The 19,381-nt window shown below is 59.6% G+C and carries 20 protein-coding genes, 2 pseudogenes and 1 riboswitch; of the genes and pseudogenes, 11 read left to right on the top strand and 11 right to left on the bottom strand.

Features of this window, described 5'->3' with window-relative positions:
- Nucleotides 1–119: 119 nt before the first annotated feature.
- Nucleotides 120–1,385: a lipopolysaccharide biosynthesis protein gene (locus NW855_RS08395; RefSeq protein WP_240530488.1), complete on the top strand. Its 1,266-nt coding sequence runs from the start codon at nt 120–122 to the stop codon at nt 1,383–1,385.
- On the opposite strand, the gene NW855_RS08400 is transcribed toward NW855_RS08395, so the two are convergent.
- Complete coding sequence (locus tag NW855_RS08400; RefSeq protein WP_011429822.1) at nt 1,382–1,744, bottom strand: FHA domain-containing protein; 363 nt, start codon at nt 1,742–1,744, stop codon at nt 1,382–1,384. The two genes, NW855_RS08395 and NW855_RS08400, sit on opposite strands and share 4 nt — an antisense overlap.
- Nucleotides 1,745–1,856: 112 nt before the next feature.
- Nucleotides 1,857–2,699, bottom strand: coding sequence for an SDR family oxidoreductase (locus NW855_RS08405; protein WP_011429821.1), 843 nt, complete (start codon nt 2,697–2,699; stop codon nt 1,857–1,859).
- Between the two features lie 118 nt (nt 2,700–2,817).
- On the opposite strand from NW855_RS08405, the gene NW855_RS08410 reads away from it, so the two are divergent.
- Together NW855_RS08410 and NW855_RS08415 are read left to right on the top strand one after the other, a co-directional pair.
- Nucleotides 2,818–3,309, top strand: coding sequence for a YajQ family cyclic di-GMP-binding protein (locus tag NW855_RS08410; RefSeq protein ID WP_099884135.1), 492 nt, complete (start codon nt 2,818–2,820; stop codon nt 3,307–3,309).
- Nucleotides 3,310–3,484: 175 nt separating this feature from the next.
- Nucleotides 3,485–4,165: a DUF3318 domain-containing protein gene (locus tag NW855_RS08415; protein ID WP_414402382.1), complete on the top strand. Its 681-nt coding sequence runs from the start codon at nt 3,485–3,487 to the stop codon at nt 4,163–4,165.
- Nucleotides 4,166–4,198: 33 nt separating this feature from the next.
- On the opposite strand, the gene NW855_RS08420 is transcribed toward NW855_RS08415, so the two are convergent.
- From NW855_RS08420 to NW855_RS08440, 5 genes and pseudogenes are all read right to left on the bottom strand, one after another.
- Nucleotides 4,199–5,083 carry a hypothetical protein gene (locus tag NW855_RS08420; RefSeq protein WP_414402396.1) on the bottom strand — a complete coding sequence of 295 codons (885 nt, stop codon included), beginning with the start codon at nt 5,081–5,083 and terminating at the stop codon, nt 4,199–4,201.
- 87 nt (nt 5,084–5,170) lie between these two features.
- A pseudogene (locus tag NW855_RS08425) lies at nt 5,171–5,458 on the bottom strand (BREX system ATP-binding domain-containing protein); the annotation flags it as partial.
- Entirely contained in the window at nt 5,431–6,381 is a 951-nt protein-coding gene (locus tag NW855_RS08430; RefSeq protein WP_414402381.1) for a hypothetical protein, read from the bottom strand. The gene NW855_RS08430 and the pseudogene NW855_RS08425, both read right to left, overlap by 28 nt.
- On the bottom strand, nt 6,378–6,647 hold the full coding sequence (locus NW855_RS08435; RefSeq protein ID WP_238376915.1) for a hypothetical protein: 270 nt from the start codon (nt 6,645–6,647) through the stop codon (nt 6,378–6,380). Before NW855_RS08435 ends, NW855_RS08430 begins: the two co-directional genes overlap by 4 nt.
- Before the next feature lie 573 nt (nt 6,648–7,220).
- Nucleotides 7,221–8,174 (bottom strand): asparaginase, encoded by a 954-nt coding sequence (locus NW855_RS08440; protein WP_011429816.1) that lies wholly within the window; start codon nt 8,172–8,174, stop codon nt 7,221–7,223.
- 142 nt (nt 8,175–8,316) lie between these two features.
- Between NW855_RS08440 and NW855_RS08445 the strand changes: the two genes are divergently transcribed.
- The 4 genes from NW855_RS08445 (at nt 8,317) to NW855_RS08460 (ending at nt 11,538) form a co-directional block, all read left to right on the top strand.
- The gene (locus NW855_RS08445) at nt 8,317–9,072 is read left to right on the top strand and encodes a sirohydrochlorin chelatase (RefSeq protein WP_041438185.1); all 756 of its coding nucleotides are present in this window, start codon (nt 8,317–8,319) and stop codon (nt 9,070–9,072) included.
- A gap of 67 nt (nt 9,073–9,139) precedes the next feature.
- Nucleotides 9,140–9,898, top strand: a complete 759-nt coding sequence (cobA, locus tag NW855_RS08450) for a uroporphyrinogen-III C-methyltransferase (RefSeq protein WP_099812301.1) — start codon at nt 9,140–9,142, stop codon at nt 9,896–9,898.
- A complete protein-coding gene (locus NW855_RS08455) occupies nt 9,895–10,683 on the top strand; it encodes an ABC transporter permease (RefSeq protein ID WP_011429813.1) in 789 nt (262 codons plus the stop codon). Before cobA ends, NW855_RS08455 begins: the two co-directional genes overlap by 4 nt.
- A 183-nt stretch (nt 10,684–10,866) precedes the next feature.
- Nucleotides 10,867–11,538 carry a response regulator transcription factor gene (locus tag NW855_RS08460; RefSeq protein ID WP_011429812.1) on the top strand — a complete coding sequence of 224 codons (672 nt, stop codon included), beginning with the start codon at nt 10,867–10,869 and terminating at the stop codon, nt 11,536–11,538.
- Nucleotides 11,539–11,559: 21 nt separating this feature from the next.
- On the opposite strand, the gene NW855_RS08465 is transcribed toward NW855_RS08460, so the two are convergent.
- Both NW855_RS08465 and NW855_RS08470 read right to left on the bottom strand, forming a co-directional pair.
- Nucleotides 11,560–11,823 carry a sulfiredoxin gene (locus NW855_RS08465; RefSeq protein WP_011429811.1) on the bottom strand — a complete coding sequence of 88 codons (264 nt, stop codon included), beginning with the start codon at nt 11,821–11,823 and terminating at the stop codon, nt 11,560–11,562.
- A 294-nt stretch (nt 11,824–12,117) separates the two neighbouring features.
- A complete protein-coding gene (locus tag NW855_RS08470) occupies nt 12,118–12,369 on the bottom strand; it encodes a hypothetical protein (RefSeq protein WP_143597298.1) in 252 nt (83 codons plus the stop codon).
- Nucleotides 12,370–12,410: 41 nt separating this feature from the next.
- Between NW855_RS08470 and NW855_RS08475 the strand changes: the two are divergent.
- Nucleotides 12,411–12,627, top strand: a pseudogene (locus NW855_RS08475) (RNA-guided endonuclease TnpB family protein); the annotation flags it as partial.
- A gap of 272 nt (nt 12,628–12,899) precedes the next feature.
- On the opposite strand, the gene rpsT reads toward NW855_RS08475, so the two are convergent.
- Nucleotides 12,900–13,202, bottom strand: a complete 303-nt coding sequence (rpsT, locus tag NW855_RS08480) for a 30S ribosomal protein S20 (RefSeq protein ID WP_099812302.1) — start codon at nt 13,200–13,202, stop codon at nt 12,900–12,902.
- An 88-nt stretch (nt 13,203–13,290) separates the two neighbouring features.
- On the opposite strand from rpsT, the gene NW855_RS08485 reads away from it, so the two are divergent.
- The gene (locus NW855_RS08485; RefSeq protein ID WP_011429809.1) at nt 13,291–14,655 is read left to right on the top strand and encodes a CRTAC1 family protein; all 1,365 of its coding nucleotides are present in this window, start codon (nt 13,291–13,293) and stop codon (nt 14,653–14,655) included.
- Nucleotides 14,656–14,682: 27 nt separating this feature from the next.
- Here the strand turns inward: NW855_RS08485 and NW855_RS08490 are convergent, their stop codons facing one another.
- Nucleotides 14,683–16,581: a cation:proton antiporter gene (locus NW855_RS08490; RefSeq protein ID WP_099812303.1), complete on the bottom strand. Its 1,899-nt coding sequence runs from the start codon at nt 16,579–16,581 to the stop codon at nt 14,683–14,685.
- A 255-nt stretch (nt 16,582–16,836) separates the two neighbouring features.
- Nucleotides 16,837–16,928: riboswitch (Glutamine riboswitch) on the top strand.
- Nucleotides 16,929–17,017: 89 nt separating this feature from the next.
- Here NW855_RS08490 and NW855_RS08495 point away from each other — a divergent pair.
- Nucleotides 17,018–17,458: a DUF4278 domain-containing protein gene (locus NW855_RS08495; RefSeq protein WP_011429807.1), complete on the top strand. Its 441-nt coding sequence runs from the start codon at nt 17,018–17,020 to the stop codon at nt 17,456–17,458.
- Nucleotides 17,459–18,239: 781 nt separating this feature from the next.
- The gene (raf1, locus tag NW855_RS08500) at nt 18,240–19,337 is read left to right on the top strand and encodes a RuBisCO accumulation factor 1 (protein ID WP_414402380.1); all 1,098 of its coding nucleotides are present in this window, start codon (nt 18,240–18,242) and stop codon (nt 19,335–19,337) included.
- Nucleotides 19,338–19,381 lie beyond the last annotated feature (44 nt).

Below are 19,381 nucleotides of genomic sequence, written 5' to 3' on the forward strand. Positions count from 1 at the left end.
AGAATTGCTGCAAAAGTTGCAACTCATCCACCCAGCGCACAACGTCACACGTCTGGGCGGGCCGTCTCGGCCTCCCTCCAGTATCCCCGGCTGCGGCAAGCTTCGTCCAGGAGGGCCGCGTGGATAGGGCAGGGCAACGACAACGGCTGCGCCAGGCTGCCTGGCTGATGGTGGGCAATGGCCTGCGCCTGGGGTTGTCCGGGGCCTATTTCATCCTGCTGGCGCGGCTGTTGGGGCCGGAAGCTTTTGGAGTGTTCTCCGCGATTTTGGCCTGCAGCAACCTAGCTGCCCCCTTTGGCTACTGGGGCCAATCGGAATTGCTGATCCAGCGCCTAAGCAACCGGAGATCTGCCGCGGCTGCCCCGGAGATCAGTCCCAGCCTGTGGCTGGCCGGACTGGGCTGCGGCGGGATGGCGCTGCTGTTGGCGCCCCTCCTGAGCCTCTGGCTGGCGGAGACTTCTCCCCTGCTGGTAGGGATCCTGCTGGCCAGCGACCTGCTGTTTATCGCCATTCCTGAGGTGTACCGAGGGATCCTGATTGGGCAAGAGCAAGTTGCCGGCGTGGCCCTCATCGACACCGGCATGGCGCTGGGGCGATTGGGGGCTGTGCTGCTGGCGGTGGCCTTGGGCTGGGGATCCCTAACCCAATGGGCCATTCTCTACGGGCTGATGGTGCTGGCGGTGCTGCTGCTGATGGCGCGGGGGATGGGACGGTGGAGCAAGCCTTCTCCCCCCCTGGCCTGGAGAGATCTGGGGGAACGGCTGGTGGCGGGCTGGGACTTTGCCGTGGGGCTGGCGGCGGCCAAAACCTTCACCGACCTGGACAAGCTGCTTTTGCCCCGCCTGGCCTCGGCAGCAGCGGGGGGGCTCTACAGCGCTGCCTACCGGGTGATCAACTTTTCGCAAACGCCGATGATCGCTCTGCTCACCAGCCACTTTGCCGAGCTGTGCCGCCAAGGACAGAAAAGCCTGCCGCAGGGCTGCCGCTACGCCTGGCACCTTTCCCCTTGGGTGGCGGGCTACGGCAGTTTGGCCGCCTTGGGGGTGGCATTGGGCTCTTACGGGATCCCTTGGGTGCTGGGGTCGGCTTACCAAGAGACGGCCCTCATCCTGCGCTGGCTTAGCCCGGTGATCTTGCTGGAGGGGATCCACCTGCTGCTGTCTCACCTGCTCACCGGGTCAGGGTTGCAAAAGCCCCGCAGCCGCCTGCAACTGCTGGCTCTGGGGCTCAACGGGCTTTTGAATGCGGTTTGGATCCCGAGGTGGGGTTGGCGAGGGGCGGCTTCGGCCACCTTGCTCTCAGAAGTGGCGCTGGTGCTGGCCTTGCTGCTGCTAATTCGACAGCAATTGCGCTTTCCAGAGGGAGGCCAACCCAGCTCGAACTAGGAGGTCTTGACGATGTAGGTGGCCTTGGCGTCCGGACCAAAGCTGATGACATCCCCCGACTTAAGTTGGTGGGTAGAAATTTTCTGGCCGTTGATCAGCAGGCCGTTGGTGCTGGGCCTACCCTCCAGATCGCCATCGAGAATGCGGTAGTAGTACTCTCCCTCCTTCTCAGCAGGAACGCGCAGCAGCATGGCGTGGTAGCGGGAGGCGTACTGGGAGTTAAGGCAGATGTCGTTGGCCAGGTCGCGACCAATGAAGTATTTCGCAGAGGTCAGCACCTGGCTGCGGCGGCCATCTCGATCCTCCACGACCAAGATGTGCTGCTGAGCACTCGGAGGAGAAGGCGCAGAATCAACCATAATCCCTTCCGCTGCAACTGCCCGAATCTAACCTTAGCACCATACTATAGAATAGAAGCTCGACTCCAGAATTGGCAGAGCTGCAGAATCGCCTAAGATGACCTGCCAAATCTCAAGGTCGGCCAGCGGCCCTTTGCAGCAGCGGGCCCACCAGCTCTGGGAAAAGGGCATAGGCTCCTACTGCCCATTGGGCCATGCCCACCACCACCTCCGACTTGGACTGGCGAGCGGCGTCCCAAATGGCTGCGGCCACTTCTTCTGGCCGGCTGGCCCAAAAACTCTCCAGCGCCTGTTGCATTTGCTCGCGGGCTTTCCCACCTGAGGCTTGCGATTGGCCATCGGGAGAGGACTCCGGCCCCCCCTCATCCAAAAAAATGGCTCGCTTGAGAAAATTGCTGCTGACAATGCCCGGATGGACGCCGATCACCTGGATCCCGTGGGGTTGCAGTTCCAGCCGCAGCGCCTCCGTCAGCCCACTGACCGCGTACTTGCTGGCACAATAGGCGCTCATTTGGGGCAGGGGCATCTTGCCGCCGACCGATCCCACGTTGATGATCTGACCTTTTTTGCGCTTCAGCATATCGGGGAGCACGGCCCGGATGGTGTACAGGTAGCCCCAAAAATTGACCGCCATCAGCGCCTGCCAGTGTTCCAGGGTGGTTTGCAAAAAAGGGCCCTTCAGGCAGATGCCGGCGTTGTTGATCAGGCAATCGATGCGGCCATAGCGTTCTAGGGTTCTCTCCACCAGGTTTTGCACCTGTTCTGGCTGCGTGACATCGGTGGGAACGGCCAAGACCTCGGCGTTTAGGCTTTGCTCCAGCTCGATGGCGGTTTGTCTCAGGGTTTCGGCGGTACGGGCAGCCAGCGCCAAGCGGTAGCCGCCACGGGCAAAGGTAAAGGCCGTGGCCCTGCCGATGCCTTCGGAAGCGCCTGTAATTAAAACAACATCGGCCATCCTGCTTCTCCGCAAATCTGGACTGGGATCCCTTTACCTGTTGTAGCTTCTTTGGGGGTTGGGGATCCCTGCTTGGCCTGAGGGCTTAAGATACGGAGCGGTAGCGAAGATACAGTTTATGGCCTCTACCTACTCATTCGATATCGTCAGCGACTTCGACCGGCAGGAACTGGTGAATGCCGTGGATCAAGCCCGGCGGGAGATCAAACAGCGCTATGACCTCAAGGATACTCAGACAGAAATCGAGCTGGAGGAGGGATCCCTGACCATCACCACCGCCAGCGAGATGGCTCTCAACTCCATTCGCGATCTCCTCCTCACCAAGGCGGCCAAGCGGGGCCTCTCCCTAAAGATCTTCGACTTTCAACCTCCGGAGAGTGCCGGCGGCAACCGGGTGCGCCAGGTGGTTCGGCTGAAAAAGGGCATCGATGCGGCGCTGGCCAAGCAGATTGCCAAACAAATCCGCGACAACTTCAAAAAAGTGCAGCCCTCCATTCAAGGGGATCTGGTGCGGGTTTCCGGCAAAGACAAAGATGAGCTGCAGGCGGTCATTCAAATGCTCAAGCAGCAGGATTACCCGGTGGCGCTCCAATTTGTCAATTACCGATAGAGAGCCGATACAAAGTCGGGGGGATCCCTGGTTGATGATAAGGATTGGTGCAGAGCGATCCCGGCTCTCGCCATCCCATCGCCACAGCCTCTCTTGGAACCAGTCTGCAGAAAAAGCTAGGATCCCTTACTATGGGGATGATCTCCATCTCCAGCCGCGACTCTGCCGTGCCAGTATGTACACTATCTCTGAGTTCGATCGCCTGATCCAGTTTCTCCCGGTGGAGATCCGCCCCGAGGTGCAGATCGAGATCGGCACCCCTGACCAATCTCGGGTTGTGCAGCCGCTCTGGCGCTTCCCCTGGCAGAAGTACACCCGCTTCGCCATTGACCTCAGCCGCTGGCAGAAGCTGAGCCCTGACCAACAAAAGATCTACTTTTTGCGGGAAGCGGTGATGGCCACCGAGCTGGCCTTGGGGGATAACTGGTCGGCCCTGTTGCTGTATCCCGCGCTGATCGGGGCCGGCAGCATGGGCATTTTGGTGGAGTTGCAGATGGGGGATAACCTGGGCGTGGGCTTGGCAGCCGGCTTGGCGGCGTCGGCGGTGTTTCTTTTGCGCAAAGCAGAGAAAGGCCAGAAGGCCCAGGTGGCAGCCGACGAGTTTGCCGTGCGCTATGCCTCCCAGAATGGCTACACGTCCGAACAGGCAGCTTCCATTTTGCTAAGTGCGCTGCAGCAGGTGGCTATTCTAGAAGATCGCGTTAAAACTGACTACGACACCACCATGCGCCACCGCAACCTGGAGTTTTTGGCGCAGCGAGGCCTGGGAGCTGGCACCCTGACCATCAACCCCAAGTACCGCAACAGAAGGCAAAGCTCCAGCCCGAATCCTTTCCAAAACCCTTTCCAGCGCTGAGGCCTCTCAAAGCTAGTTAGGGATTGACTGGGCTTATTCTTCGTCCTCTTCCAACTCTGGAAGCTCCTCAGTTGGGGTAGACTTGATCGCCTCATCTTCTACAATCACAATTTCTGTATCGGGGCTGTAATACCGACGCACATCCCACTCCGTAATCCAGCGGCGAATAATTGACCGCACAGTGGTTGTGCTGTAGAGCTCAGGAAGCTGTGGCGGCGATGGGCGTACCCAATCGGGATAAGCTTTCTGGTAGAGATCCGCTACCCTATGCCACATGGATTGAATGGCCTCGCGGGCTTCTAAGCAGGAACGGAGAGGGGTAGCTTGGCTAATAGCCTCCATGCCGGCCTTTACGACTTCCTCAGACATATGCTTCTGGAGAGCTATCTTAGGTGCTTTCTCCCAATCTCCTTTTTCTTGTAGAATGACCCTCTCGAAATCGCGGGTTACTGCTCCTACGAAAACCAGCGGAGCTTTCTTTATTTCTTCAGGCAGGGTTGTTGTACCAAACAAGTGCCCAAGAACGCGGTACGACTTGACCCGCTGAAGAAGACTGTACTGGGCAATAAGCTCAATCTCATCCACCAAAACCACCAAGCCCCCAAACCCTATGGCCCGACATAGCTGGGCACAGAAGGCCAGGCGCTGCCAGTGTAGGCTTTCTGCAGGGGGTAGCTTGCCAATGGGATAAGCACCTGCCAAGCCGTGATCCCGTAGGCTTCGCCTTACCTCTGAGGACTTCAGAGTGGGCTCACCAGCCCAAAAGCGGACAATGGCGTCTAGCTTCTCGTCATCGCCTCCTAACCTTTGGTACAGAGCCAAGGTGGCCGGCCACCAGCCTGACCCAAACTGCCACTGGTTAACCCAAAGCTGGAACTTCTGGAAAGAAGGCGAGGAGTACTGTAGCCGGGCTGCCATGCCTTGGATCCCACGCTCAACCATGTCAGGGAGCTCGACCTGGGCAAGGAGGCGGGGAATCAGGCGATTGGGGTTACCGAGGGGCAACTCTTTGGAGACGACAACTAGGGAGGTGGCAAAATTATTCTTCCTTGCTCGCTCCTGCAGGGTTAGTAGAAGATGGGACTTGCCTGTCCCAAAATCCCCCTTTATCAGCATTCCTGCAGGGCCTGAACTAGCACCCTTGCACAGCTCTTGAAAACGCTCCTCAATCTGAGACTGCCAAGAGCCAAGTTCTGCAACTGCGAACCGGTTAGGAACGCCATTTCGTAGGGCTTCAATGGCCCGCCTAGCTGCAATCGCTACATTCATAGAAGCTGCACCATAGCTGTGCATGGATTAGGCTTTTGAAGAGAAGAAACCTCATTCTCAATTCGAGTTTGCAAAGCTCGATATCTATGATAAGACAGACGCTCAGATTCAATAAACTCTGGAGGAGCTAAGAAAATTAACACAGTTTTTTCTAGTTCACTCTCCGCATCGATAAACTCACGCAAAGTCTCGTAGAGCTCAAGGATTTGTCGACTGGTAAAGTTAGGGCGTCCACTGGGGGTCCGCTCGTAGTAGTGAAGCAAGCTGACAAGGACTGCTACTAAGCCGGATCGTCGTGTAAATAGTCTTAAGAAAGAAAGTAGAATCTCTCGAGCATTTGTCCTGTCAATCTTTCGAAAAATAGCCGCTTCACGCACCCGGCTGATAGAGCTCAGCGTACCTTTAAGCCACTCTTGAATTGCAGAGCATAGACCTTCCAGAGTGCCTGGGCTTTGAAGGGGTTCGTAGACAAGTCGGACTATGGCTTTGCGAAAGTCAAGGGCTAGTGAGTAATCCAGAAAAATACCTCTCTTAATTTCCCGCTGAAACTCTAGTTTGATCTCACGGGCTTCAATCTGATAGAATTCGGCCAACTGCTCTAAAGTGCAGTCCTGCAGATCTAGCCTGGGAGGGTATCCAATTTTTTGGAGAATGTTGAAGCGCAGATCTTTGGCAAAAGTCTCCCAATCTACTCTCTGAGCAAGGGCAAACCAAAGCTGTTCGACTGAATGCAGCTTTAAGCACTCCTCTGTCAAATCAAAAATATGAAAGGAATACTGGTTAAGCTTTTCCAGCAGCGCTTTCCGCACCCAAGAGTAGGAATCTTTCGGAACAACGGCCAGCTTGACAGTGGCACCACCTTCAGGGATAAAAGAACGCAAGTAGTCTTCTTCCAGACAGCGCAGCCACAAATTAGGCTCTAGCCGACCCTGGCCCTCTTCGCTCATAGCTTCTCAAACTCCAAAAGATAGTAGGCGTGCTCCACCCCAGCTTCGTCTCGAATGCGGTAGTAGCGACCCGAGCGCGTGCCTGTAGACGCGGAGAAGATCAAGCGGTAGCCCTCCACATGGTTGGTGCCATTTCGATCCAAGAGGTAAAGATGCCGCGTAAACTCCACTTCGGTGTAGTCTGGGTTGTTGAGGTGGAGCACCTCGAAGACATCGCGAGCAGGTACTTGAAGAGAACGAGGCAGCTCTGCGCTTGACTTTCTCAAGTAACCCGCTGCAATTTTTGCCGCTTTCCAGATGCGTTCAAGAACTACCTCTGGATTAGTTTCTTTCCCTTTGGTCATTCTTGCTCGGAGAATCTTCTCTGCAATGGCACTGGGCCGTTGAGAGCGTAGAAGCTTGCGATCTATGCGCACTCCCTCCCTGGAAAAGCGCACCAAGGCGGGGAAAGCTACAAAGACATGGGGGCTTTCCGTAGGCAGCCAAGGCTGGCCGACTCGTTCTCCTACCTCGCTAGCAAGTTCTTCAAGAGAAGTTCTCTCCAAAACCTGCTGGGTTTGTTCAAGGGCTTGTCTTACCGTCTCCACCTGGGAAAGAGCCTCGCTGAGGACAGAGCTACAGCCTTGTAGCTGGCGGCTCAGGGCTGGAACTTGCCCTCCTTTACAAGCGACTTGGGCTTTCCCTGCGGTCTCCTTTGCTTTCTTAGTCAGGGCAAATAGCTTGCCTAGCTCGTCGTCAAGAGTCTTGAAGAGGGCTTCAATCATTAGTTTTTGGGCCTTTTCTTCAGAAAACTAGCATCACCAAGAGTTTGGGTGCAAGGCCTTCCCACCTCCGGCTCTTCAAGGCATGCGCAGCTCCCCTTCCACCTCCAGGCGGGTGTAGGGGCCGACGGCGAGGAAGCGTTCCCCCAGCATCTCGGCGGCAGCCGGTTGGATCCAGCCCATGCGCTGCAGCAGGTGCAGGGCCAGGGCATATTTGGCCCGCGCGGCCCCGTCTTGTACCTTGATGGCCAGGCCCATCCCCTCTCCGACGCGCCCGATGCACTGGATCCCTTCGGCGCCGGACTTGCTGACCAACTCTCCCTGGGTGGCCCGCATCAATTCGGTGTCGAAACATCCCTCACCAGCCACCATTTCGGGGTGGTGGGTCATGGCGCGGGCGATGGCCTCCAAGTCCGGCCGCTCGCCGGCGGTCAGTTGGGCATATAGGGAAGCCAGGTGGTTGAGTTGTAGCTGGTAGGTGGGCACGCCACAGTCGTCACGAGCAAACAAAAACTCTTCTGAGGGCATTTGCAACAAGTCGGCCAACTTGGCCCGCACCAGGGCCTGGACGGGGTGTTGCCGCTGGGCGTAGTCCTGCAGAGTCCAGTTCTGAGCGCGGCTGGCCAGGAGCATGCCGGCATGTTTGCCGGAGCAGTTGTGGCAGAGGGGGCTGGGCTTGCCGGGTGGGGTGGGGCAGACCAGCAAATCGGGAGACAGATCGGCCCGCCAGAGCATGCTGAACACCTGCCGCGCATGGGCCGTGGTGCCCTGATGGGAGGCGCACATAATGGCGATGTCTTTCTCGCTGAGGCGATAGCGCTCGCGGATGCCGGTGGAGAGCATGGCCAGCGCTTGGAAGGGTTTGAGCGCAGAACGGGCAAAAACAGGGGTGGTGCTCTTGCCGGCCATGGCCAGGGATCGCCCGCGGCTATCGGCCACGACCGCTTGGCAATGATGGATGGATTCGGTCAACCCCTCCCGCAAGACATGGATCAACAGTTCGGGGGTGGTAGAACGATTCTCAAATGACATGAAATCCTGGGAAAGGGCCGACGAGTCTGAAAAGGAGGTGTGTACTTTATCAAATCATACGCGCAGATGCGGTGCGAGACGTTGCCGGAACCTTTCCAAGTAGCAAAATAGAACAGTTGCGTCTGGATCCCTGACTGCTGCCATGTCCTCAGCCCCGCTGGTGTTTTTGGTTTGTCACGGCAGCCGGGATCCCGAATACCAGCAAGCGGCGGCGGATTTGCTGGCCCGGGTGCGGCAGCGGCTGGCTCCTCAACCGGTGGAGCTGGCCCAGTTGGAAGGTCAGCCTCTGAGCCTGGCGGAGCAGATTCACAGACACCTGACAGCCCGCCTGGAGGGGCCGGTGGTGCTGCTGTCGCTGTTTATGGGCGGGGGATCCCATGTGGAGGAGGACTTGCCGGCTGCCCTGGAGCAGGTTCAAGCTCGCTGGCCGCACCTGAAGCTGCTGTTGACACCGCCGATTGGCCAGCATCCAGCCCTGCTTGATCTGGTGGCAGCGCGGGTGGCAGCGGCGCAGCGGTTGGGGGAACTGACCCACGGCTGGATCCTGTTTGGCCATGGCAGCCGCCTGCCGGGATTTGCCGCCCAGCTCCAGGCCGGGATCCAAGCTCTGGAACAGCGCTTGCCCGGAATCCGCTTGCATGTGGCTTTTGCCGCCCAGCCCCCCACACTGGAAGCGGCCGTAATCCATTGCCTGCGCCTCGGCCAGTATCGCCTGCGGGTGCTGCCGTTTTTTCTCTTTCCGGGCGGTCTGCTGCGCGCTTTACAGGAACAGGCTCAGCGGCTGCAGCGAGAATGGCCCTTGTTGCAGATCACGGTGGAGCCGCCCCTCTGGCGGGATCCCCAACTGGTGCAGGCCATTCAGGAGACCCTGCAGACGGCCTGTCTGACCTGGAAGTAGAGTTGGTTGGTCAAAACTGTCCTGTTCCAGCAGAATAGATATCTCCGGAAAACCATTGGGACTCGAGATGGGCAAAGTGTATCTGGTGGGGGCAGGACCTGGGGATCCGGGACTGCTGACGGTGAAGGGCAAGGCCCTGCTCGCCCATGCGGACGTGGTCATCTACGATGCCCTGGTGGGATCCCCCATTTTGGATTTGATCCCGCCCACAGCAGAGCGGATCTACGCCGGCAAACACTGCGGCGCCCACACCCTTCCTCAGGAACAGATCACCGCCTTGCTGATCGAGAAAGCCCAGACGGCAGCCGTGGTGGTGCGCCTCAAGGGCGGGGATCCCTTCATGTTTGGGCGGGGGGGAGAGGAGATGCTGGCCCTGGTGCAGGCCGGGATCCCGGTGGAGGTGGTGCCGGGAATTACAGCGGGCATGGCCGCCAGCGCCTATGCCGGGATCCCCCTCACCCATCGCGACCTCAGCTCCTCGGTTGCTTTTGTTACTGGCCACGAGGCGGCAGGCAAATACCGCCCCCAGGTCAATTGGCGTGCCCTAGCCGAGGCCGTAGAAACCTTGGTGATCTACATGGGCATGCACAACCTCGGCTACATCGCTGCCGAATTGTTAGCGGGAGGAAAAGATCCCGCTACCCCAGTCGCCTTGATCCGCTGGGGCACCACCCCGGAGCAAGAGATTCATCTGCTCCGTTTGGAGTCTCTGGCCGGTCAGCCCTCGCCTGCGGCGCCGCCCGCCATTGTCGTGGTGGGGGCGGTGGTCAATTTGGCCAGCCTGTTGCCCACCTTGTACCCCCTTGCCCCTTCAGAACCTCAATGAACGCCTTTTTTCGCAAGCTGAGCGCGCTCTTTGCCGCCTACTACGCCTACATGCTGGAGTACCGGGCGGAGCTGCTCCTGTGGGCCTTGGCCGGATCCCTGCCCTTGATCATGATGGGGCTCTGGAGCGAGGCGGCCCGTTCAGGAGATTTCTCGCTGTCTTCCCTAGAGTTCATCCGCTATTTCCTGGCCGTGTTCCTGGTGCGCCAGTTCAGCATCATCTGGGTAATCTGGGACTTTGAGCGGGAGGTGGTGGAGGGAAGACTCTCGCCCCTTCTGTTGCAGCCTCTGGATCCCGCTTGGCACCATGTGGCCAGCCACCTGATGGAACGCCTGGCCCGCCTCCCCTTTACCGTGGCTTTGATTGCCCTCTTTTTCCTGCTCTACCCCCGCGCTTTTTGGATCCCGTCTTGGCAACAAGTGGCGCTGGGATCCCTGGCCATTTTGTTGGCGTTTGCCCTGCGCTTTCTCATGCAGTACACCCTGGCGCTGCTGGCCTTTTGGGTGGAGCGAATATCGGCCTTGGAGCAATTCCACTTTTTGGTGTACCTATTTCTCTCAGGGGTGATCGCCCCTCTGGAGGTGTTTCCGCCGGCGGTGCGTCAGGCCTTGGCCTGGACGCCCTTTCCCTACTTGGTGCATTTTCCCGCCAGCCTCTGGGTGGGGATCCCGCAAGATATCCCGCGCGGTTTTGCCATGGGCCTGGCCTGGCTGGTTCTGTTTTGGCTGGTCAACCGCTGGCTGTGGCGCAAGGGTTTGCAACACTACTCCGGGATGGGAGCTTAGGCCCAGTCCGCCTGAGCCGGCAGCCAGACCGCTTCCGAAACTATCATGGGGCAAGGATCTATCTATAGTTGACTGCCAGTATCCCTGTCTAAACTTCAATCTTGCGGCAAGGGTTGAACACTGCCCTCAAGTCATCCCTCTGTTACGCCTCAACCATTCCTCAACAGCCTCTCCCCGGTCATCATGAAGCGCGTATTGGTCGTAGATGACGATCCCCTCTCCTTAAAGGTGCTGAGCCGCCACCTCACCCAGCACGGCTATCGGGTTTGTACAGGCGCTTCGGGTGTAGAAGGGTTGCGCCTGTTTGCCCAAGAGCAGCCGGATGTGGTGGTATCGGATGTGGTGATGCCGGAAATGGATGGCTTCGAGTTTTGCCGCCAACTGCGCCAACAGCGGGGCGGCGAACTCGTTCCTTTCATCTTCCTCTCCTCTCGCAGCGAGCTGGATGACCGCGTTCAGGGCTACGAGTGGGGAGCCGACGACTACATCATCAAGCCCTTCGAGCCGCTGGAGCTGGTGGCCAAGATCGAGGCGCAAATCGAACGAGCCCGCCGCACCCAGTTGGAGATTCTGCGCCTAATCCAGCAGCAGACCCAGGCCAAAGCTGAAGCTGCCCCCCGTCCCACCTTGGCAGATCTCCCCCTCACCCCTGCCGAAGAGCGGGTGTTCCGGGAAGTGATCCGCGGCCTCACCAACAAGCAAATTGGCGAGAAGCTGTTCATCAGTCCGCGTACCGTGCAGACCCACTTGACCAACATTCTCAGCAAGCTCTCTCTGGAAAATCGCTCCCAACTGGTGCGCTTTGCCTACGAACGGGGCTACATCCCCCGGGAAGAGTCGAGCGACAAAAAATAGGTTGGGAGAGAGGGATCCCTTCTAGGCTAGGTGGAGTCTTAAGACGGCAGGCGTTGCCTTGCGCACCCGGCAAGGAATCCGCTCCCTACCCAAGCGGACAAATGCCTCGTAGCGGTGGCAGCCCGAGAACCCGTAGTACTCTCCCTCCACTTCCAAAACCTCGATCGGCTCCTGCAGCCCGATTGCTTCGATGGAAGCCATCAGTGCCCGCACCTTCTCCGGATCCGTCTGCCGCGGCAAGGGGCGACGAATTTGGGCCAAGGGAATCTCGCGAATTTGCGCCATGGTGAATTCTCTCCCTAGGTAAGCTCCTTAATCATACTCGTTATGACTTTGCTCTAGCAAGGCTTGCAGAGGGGGTGGATTCTCAGGTCAGAGCATGGCAGGATAGCACCATCCCTCGCTGCCCTTTCGCTCAGGAGCCAACTTAGCCATGTGGCAACTCCTCCAGGCTTTATGGGGAAAGATCGCCGGCAAGGCTCCTCCCGTACCCCCTGCCGTCAGGACAGGCAAGGCCCCACAAACCTCCCCTGGCAAGAGGCCGCCGCAGTCATCTTTCACCTGCCCAGCAGAAGCCTCTCAGCCCACGCTGGAACCTTCCACTCCAGCGGTAGCCCGGCAGGGTGGGGAAGCGGCGGTGTTGATCGCTTCCCAGGAGAAATCCCCCGACTCTGAGACAGTAGAATCTCCCCTGGGCACCTCTACGGCCAAAAGCATCGGCAGCTTCTGGGCCATGGCCGATACAGGATCCCGGATTTCCCGCATTGCTTCCGCCACCGACAGTGGCCGCGCGGTCAGTTCTATTTCAAGAAAACGCGCGGGATTCCCCATCGTCTATACGGTGGGGAGGGATAGCGCCTAATATAACCTGCATGACCCAAGTCCTGACTGTCTTCTGCAAGCTCAAGGTATCTGCCTCGCAAGCCACAAAGCTGGATGCAACTTTGGATGCCTTTGCCCAGGCCTGTCAACCAAAACACGCCAGAGAAGATAACCAACGCTCTTCAGCTTCAGTCTCTGAGCGACCGCGAAATCCATGCACGGTTTGGGCTGTCCAGCAACTTGGCTGTGCAGGTATGTAGGTCCATCCCCCCGTATACGGGGGGTGTGGGGGCGGGGGATCCAGAAGCGTGTCAACCAACAGCGGCGCAACCAGACAGATCCGAAGCAAGCAGAACTTTGAGGTTATGCCTCAAAAGACTGTCTGGGGGCGTCTTGACAGCGCCTTTACGAGTTCATTTTGGGCTGCGTAAGAATCCCCTGGGTGGGAGTGTCAAACAAAAGCTCGGTAAGCAAATGCTCAAGCTTGCTTCCGGGGCAGCAGTAGAGACCTTTGGGCCCTGCCCGTCCAAGACCCTGTCTTAGGAGGCACTTGTGGCGGCCAGGGATCGTTGCACGATCCGAGACAAACGCGCCTTCCGACGGGCGGCTGTGTTTTTGTGGAGAACCCCTGTTTTGGCCGCTTTGTCGATGCGGCTAAAGGCAGCGCTCATCGCCGCTTGAATCTCCTGCAGGGTTTCCGGTTGGGGGTTGGCGGCGTAAGCAGAGGAGAGAGAAATGACTTTTTTCATCAGCGCGCGCACCATGGCTTTGGTAGCTTTGTTGCGCAGGCGATTTCGCTCCGCAATCTTGACGCGCTTGATGGCAGATTTGATGCGTGGCATGGTTGAAAGGGAAGCGACAGCGAGGATCTAGCATACCATTAGAGTCTGGAGCCCCACCAGTTCCTGCCTCTCCTACGACGGGATCCCCATGTTCCAAGATTGCAGCTCCCTCATCCAGTTCAACCCGCCTGCTTTTTCCTATGGAGTTGCCATTTGCGATGTGGATCGGGACGGGGCTTTTGAGCTGTTTGTGTGCGGCTTCCGCGGCCCGAATCGGGTTTTGAAGTGGAACGGCCAGGCGCTGGTGGATTTGGTGGACGATACTCTGGCCGATGCAGGGCGGATGGCCATTGGGGTGGCTGCCGGCGACTTCGACGGCGACGGGCAAGAAGAACTCTACGTCTTGAATACTGATACCTTCGGCGGGCGCAAGCGCTTTGGGGATCGCCTCTTCGACTGGCAGGGATCCCGTTGGGTGGATCTGTTCTCTCTGCCCCACAACCAAGATGCCCTCAACTTGACGGCAGGTCGCTCGGTGGCCTGCGTGGATCGCTTTGGCCAGGGGCGGTACGGGTTTTTCGTGGCCAACTATGGCGGCCCCATGCGCCTTTACGAGCTGTCCGCCGGCCAGATGATCGCCGATGTGGCGCCAGAGGCGGGGGTAAACCGGGTAACGGGAGGGCGGGGGCTGGTGGCCGTGCCCCTGGTTTCCCAGCGGATGGACATTTTTGCCGTCAACGAGCAGGGGCCCAACTTTTTGTTTCGCAACCGCGGGGATGGCACCTTTGAGGAAATTGCCGCCGAGGTGGGGTTGGCGGATCCCGGCGAGCACGGACGGGGGGTGGCAGCGGTGGATCTGGATGGGGACGGGCGGTTGGATCTGGTGTACGGCAACTGGGAAGGGCCGCATCGCCTCTGGATCCAAACTTCCAGCGGCGTCTTCAAAAATGTGGCCCCTCCCGAGCTGGCCAGGCCCTCCCGCATCCGCACGGTGATCGCTGCCGACTTCGACAACGACGGTTACCCAGAGCTGTTTTTTAACAACATCGGCGAGCCCAACCGGCTGTTTGGCTGGCGCTCCGGCTGCTGGCAGGCTATCGACATGGGAGATGCTGTCGAGCCGCAGGGACTGGGGACGGGAGCGGCGGTGGCGGATGTGGATGGGGACGGTTGCCTAGAGCTGCTCGTTGCCCACGGAGAATCGGGCGCCCAGCCCCTGAGCTTCTACCGTCCGCTGGCCCCTGGCAACAACTGGCTGAGAGTTCTGCCCCTCACCCGCCAGGGATCCCCAGCCCGCGGCGCCTTGGTACGCCTGGTTACCTCTACCCGCACGCAGATCCGACCCATCGACGCCGGCAGCGGCTACCTCTGCCAGATGGAGCCGGTGGCCCATTTTGGCCTGGGATCCGAGTCGGCAGTAGAAGCCATCCAGATCCAGTGGCCGGACGGCAAACAGGTGCAGGTGGCTCACCCACCGGTCAACCAGCTCCTGCGGATCCCCTATCCTGGTTAGCTCCCCTGAGAGGGGTTTTGTCTCTATCTACTCAGCCGAGCCCGAGATCCCTGCCCATTCCGGCTGTACAGGGCGCTGCCAGTGCTCCCACCAGGCGGTCGCAGGCTCGGGTGGGCCGCTGTCGCGGCTGCCGTTGGCATGGCCGAGGAGCGGCGGGGATGGGGGCTGCGCCGGCCAACTCACGGGGGTGGGGATCAGACAACTGGGGTAAGGAGGGCGCAAATCGCGGTAGTGGCTGCTGCGGATGGCCAGAATCTCCTGCTGGATGACCTCCAGGGGCTCGTCCAGCTTCAGCAGCACATGGCTGCACAAGCCCAGGCTGGCCTCAAATTCCGGGTGGACGACTTCCCTGGCCCCCAACTGATAGAGCTGTTCGATGTCCTCTTCATGGGTGGCCCGCACCACCACATCCAGGTGGGGCGCCAGTTCCAGCGCCCGTTTCAGGCAAAGGCGCATGCTCAGGCGATCCGGCAGGGCAATCACCAGGGCGCGGGCGCGGGGCAGGCCAGCTTTCTCCAGCACCGGGGCGCTGGCGGCATTGCCGTAGAGATAGGGGATCCCACGGGAGCGCAGGTGTTGGATGACCCGTTCCGACTGGTCGATCACCAAGACGGGATGGCGACGGGCTTCCAGGATGCGCACGATGTCCTGCCCCACCTGTCCATAGCCGCACACCACCACGTGATCCTGTTGGGGAGCGTCGGGGGACAGGGCGCGGGGCCGCTCGCTCGCTTCCAGCCAACGGGCAAAGAAAGGGATCCCTTGTAATTTTGCCAGCAGCCGCGGCGCGCCCCTGAGCAGAAGGGGAGTGACCAGCAGGGTAACGGCGGTGGTGCTGACGACGAGCAAATACAGTTGCCGCGACACCAGCCCCAGCGCTTGCCCTTCGCTGGCCAGGACAAAGGAGAACTCGCCGATCTGCGAGAGGCCCAGCCCCACCAACACCGCTGAGGGGAGCGGGTAGCCGAACAGACCGGCCAAAGGGGCCACCAGGCAAAACTTGCCCACCATCACCAGCCCCACTAACCCTAAGATTAAGGGCAGGTGGGCAGCGATAAAGCTGGGATCGATGAGCATGCCGATGGCGGCAAAAAAGAGGGCGGCAAACACATCCCGCAGCGGCTCCACATAGGCCAGGGTCTGGTCGGCGTATTCCACTTCTGAGATCATCAGCCCGGCCAGGAAGGCCCCGATCTCGCTGGAAATGCCCAGCCGCTCTGTCAACAGGGCAATCCCCACGCAGAGGCTGATCACCCCCAACAAAAACACCTCCTTGCTCTCCTGCTGCGCCAAAAGGCGCAGGAAAGCGGGCACCAGCCACATCCCGCCCACCACCGCCCCCAGCCCCACCAGGCCAATCTCCGCCAGCGCCTTGGCCAGGGATCCCGCCAGCTCCGGCAAAGGACAATCCAAAGCCGGCAACACCGCTAGCATCAGCCCCACCGCCAGATCCTGCACAATCAAGATCCCCAGCATGGCGTGAGCCTGGGGCGTGCCCATCTGGTTGGTCTCGGTGAGGCTTTTGAGCACCACCGCTGTGGAAGACAAAGAGAGCACTGCCCCCAGGAAGATCCCCTGCACCGGCGTCAGCCAGCCGCTGGCCACTGCCAGCGCCGCCGTGATCGCGATGGTCAGGCCGATCTGCAAAGCGCCGCCGCCAATGGCGATCCCCCGCACCTGGCGCAACTCTTTGAGGGAAAACTCCACTCCCAGGCTGAACAGCAAAAAGGTCACCCCAAACTGGGCCAGGGTTTCCACCTGCACCAACTCCTTGATCCACCCCAGCCCCGTTGGTCCCACCAGGATCCCTGCCAGCAGGTACCCAAGCAACACCGGCTGCCTCAGCAGCGCTGCCAGAAAACCACCCGCCGCCGCTGCCGCCAACACTGTCACGATGTCCAGAATCAGGCGAAAGTCTTCCTGCACAGAGACACCCCACCAGGAGTATGAACTTTTGTAGCCAATCCTGAGGATTCTTCCACGATAATGCTTTCTTCGGCCCTGCGGACAGAGTGGAAGGCTGGGCCCAACCCAAAGCGCTGCAAACCGGCTCCCGCAGGGGATCCCGCCTCATTCAGGCTGGGTTCTTGGCCAGCCAAAGGGAGGATCAGTGGAAATTTTCGTTAAAAGTTGGTGGCAATACCTCAAAACCGTAGCTTATAATACAAAATGTAGAAAGAAATCGTTCATCCTCTCGCCTGCTGTTTGGCTTATCGTGGAGCAAGACGGCAGCCGGAGGACGGAAGTAGGGAGCTATCCCGAAGGAACGTGCCTCAACCCTTGGGACTGTCCACGGGACATCTCGGGTCACTCCTCAGGAAGTGAAGTGGATACAGACCATATACGTTTGGAGGCGAAGATCATGGAACTCTCTTACCGTGGCGTTGGTTACACTCACTCGCCGGCGACGGTGACTGTTTCTCCGGGCAAAGTGGGGGGTCGCTATCGGGGGCTGGACTGGCGATTTCGCCACCTGAGCAAGCCGGTGGTTTTGCCCACCAAGCTTGACCTGCTCTATCGGGGCGCGGCCTATCGTTCCGAAGCTGCTGCAGCGCCGGCTCAAACCGTTCAGACAGCCGAGGCACCTGCTCCTGGCCGTTCTCACGTTCTGGATGAGCTGGCTCGCCGCCTGATGATGGGCCACCAACGGGCGATTCGGGTTCGTCAGCAAGCCATGTTGGTGCGTGGCACGGAGCGGGTTGGCCTGCAGGCCAATGTGCGCAACTTCTGGAACCGCATCCAAGGAAAGGTGCATCCCACCTTCCGTCTCACCTATGACCGCAGCCGGGTCAGCATGAGCTAGTTTGCTTTGCCCACCCCAGTTCATCTTCTGGTATGGCGGGAGAGGGATCCCTTTGGATCTGGATGGGGGGTCAGGGGAGGGGAAAAGGCGCGGCTACTTCATCGAATTCAGGTGACGGAGGGCGAGTGCCGAGAGAGCGCCGAGAGCAATTGACACTCCCTCCGCCGGAAGGCGGGGGATGCTTAACGTAGTTCACAAACGGGCTCGTAAAGGCGCTGCCAAAGCGCCTCTAGCTAGACAGTTCCTTGAGGCAAGGCCCCAAGGTTCTGCTGACTTTTCTGATCGCGTCAGGGGGCAGAGTCCTTGCAGGTTGGCTGAGACGTTGGCATCTCCCAGACGCTGGCCACCGGTCGAGTTTTTCATCGTGATGAGGTGCTTGCCTGGGAACGGCACGCCTCGGTAACAACGATACCATTATGAGCAACTCAAGTTGCCTACGGGCTTTTCCGCCCCGCCCTAAAGTACGAGGCTACCGAGCTATCCTTTTGTGTTTGCAGGTTGGCCAGCGGTTGCGGGGTCACTCTTGCACGTGGGCGGGAAGGGGATGCGAGCTCCAACGCTGCCCCCCGCGTTAGTGGGCCGTAGGCCTATGTTATTTGAGGCTGCCCTTATCAACCAGCCCAGGGATCCGCGGCTGGCTTGCCGGCTACAGGATTTCCCAAAGCCCCCGGCTACCGCTTCGCGGAAGCAAGCTATAGCCATGGGGTAGTTTACTGTATTGGATGGGTTGGTTCTGTATGCGTTCATTTTGGGCTATTGTCGTTGCGGAGGAAGCCTGGCCATGAGTCAGCATTTGCCGGAACCCACTGCCCCGGAGGAGGATCCCAGCCTGTTGATGGGCCGGCTGCAGCGCAAAGAGGGGGGGTGGCTGGATTGGGCAAAGGCCTGCCAAAGCTTGCAACGACAGAAAATGACTCCCCAGGCCATCTTCGAGGCGACCGGGTTTGAGCCCGCCCACCAAAACCAGATCGTTGTCGCCGCCCAGGTTTACGAAGGAATGGCGAAAGCAGGAGCCAGCTCAGCCGTTTTGGAGCACTTTGCCCACAAAGGCAGCGATATTCTCTACGAGTTGCGCATCCTCTCGCCTCAGGATCGCGTCCGGGTGGCGGAGCTGGTTGTCAGCCGCAACCTGGGTGCCGATGAGGCCCACGAGATCGCCCGGGCTGTGAAAAACTATGCCCAACTGCGGCAGCTCCCGGAAGGGTTCACGGATCACCCCGGCGATGCGGTGGCTTACCAAGCCTGGAAAACTGCCCAGGAAACCCGCGATCTCCAGGAGCGAACCCGGGCCATTGGCCGCGCCTTTCAGTATGCCCACAGCGAAACAGCCCGCCAACAGGTTGAGCGGCTCTTGTCGACGTTGGCTCCCGGCTCCCAACCCCAGCGCAAGCCGTTGCCCAGGCTTTCGGTGTTTCGCCCGGAAGAGGATCTGCCCCGTCTGCTGCCGGTGGCCGGATCCCTGCCTCTTTCTACCGCCACCTGGGAGCGGATCCCTGCCGTTGAGCCTCAAGGCCTTTTTGGTTGGGTCACCAGCGTGGCTGGGCAGACGTGGATGGCCTTGCCCGCTTGGCCGGCCATTCAAAGGGCCGCCGACCCAGTCGCCCTGCAGGTGGACAATGGTTTGCTGGGATCCCTGTTGGGCTGGCCGGTGGCCCCTGAAGAAGAACAGGATCCGATTTTGCTGGTGGCGGATCGCGCCGTTCGCACCTGGGAAGGGAGGGCAGGGGTTTTCCTGGTGGATCGAGGGGGAGCTGTGGCGGTGGAGTGGATAGAGGATTCGCCCCCCTCTCCCCTGCTGGGCCAAGTGCTGATGGCGGTGCGTCCCCCCCGCATCTTCGACGAGGAGTTGGCGCAGGATCCCTGGCAAATAGAGGAGTAACTCCGGCCAGCCAGACGCACCGCCGCAAGCCCCCGGCCAGGAGC

The sequence above is a fragment of the Synechococcus sp. RC10B2 genome (assembly GCF_047502635.1).

Coding starts and splice junctions, on each gene's coding strand:
- NW855_RS08400 (WP_011429822.1), bottom strand. CDS start 1,744: ATGGTTGATTCTGCGCCTTCTCCTCCGAGTGCTCAGCAGCACATCTTG.
- NW855_RS08405 (WP_011429821.1), bottom strand. CDS start 2,699: ATGGCCGATGTTGTTTTAATTACAGGCGCTTCCGAAGGCATCGGCAGG.
- NW855_RS08410 (WP_099884135.1), top strand. CDS start 2,818: ATGGCCTCTACCTACTCATTCGATATCGTCAGCGACTTCGACCGGCAG.
- NW855_RS08415 (WP_414402382.1), top strand. CDS start 3,485: ATGTACACTATCTCTGAGTTCGATCGCCTGATCCAGTTTCTCCCGGTG.
- NW855_RS08420 (WP_414402396.1), bottom strand. CDS start 5,083: ATGGCAGCCCGGCTACAGTACTCCTCGCCTTCTTTCCAGAAGTTCCAG.
- NW855_RS08430 (WP_414402381.1), bottom strand. CDS start 6,381: ATGAGCGAAGAGGGCCAGGGTCGGCTAGAGCCTAATTTGTGGCTGCGC.
- NW855_RS08440 (WP_011429816.1), bottom strand. CDS start 8,174: ATGTCATTTGAGAATCGTTCTACCACCCCCGAACTGTTGATCCATGTC.
- NW855_RS08445 (WP_041438185.1), top strand. CDS start 8,317: ATGTCCTCAGCCCCGCTGGTGTTTTTGGTTTGTCACGGCAGCCGGGAT.
- cobA (WP_099812301.1), top strand. CDS start 9,140: ATGGGCAAAGTGTATCTGGTGGGGGCAGGACCTGGGGATCCGGGACTG.
- NW855_RS08455 (WP_011429813.1), top strand. CDS start 9,895: ATGAACGCCTTTTTTCGCAAGCTGAGCGCGCTCTTTGCCGCCTACTAC.
- NW855_RS08460 (WP_011429812.1), top strand. CDS start 10,867: ATGAAGCGCGTATTGGTCGTAGATGACGATCCCCTCTCCTTAAAGGTG.
- NW855_RS08465 (WP_011429811.1), bottom strand. CDS start 11,823: ATGGCGCAAATTCGCGAGATTCCCTTGGCCCAAATTCGTCGCCCCTTG.
- NW855_RS08470 (WP_143597298.1), bottom strand. CDS start 12,369: ATGGGGAATCCCGCGCGTTTTCTTGAAATAGAACTGACCGCGCGGCCA.
- rpsT (WP_099812302.1), bottom strand. CDS start 13,202: ATGCCACGCATCAAATCTGCCATCAAGCGCGTCAAGATTGCGGAGCGA.
- NW855_RS08485 (WP_011429809.1), top strand. CDS start 13,291: ATGTTCCAAGATTGCAGCTCCCTCATCCAGTTCAACCCGCCTGCTTTT.
- NW855_RS08495 (WP_011429807.1), top strand. CDS start 17,018: ATGGAACTCTCTTACCGTGGCGTTGGTTACACTCACTCGCCGGCGACG.
- raf1 (WP_414402380.1), top strand. CDS start 18,240: ATGAGTCAGCATTTGCCGGAACCCACTGCCCCGGAGGAGGATCCCAGC.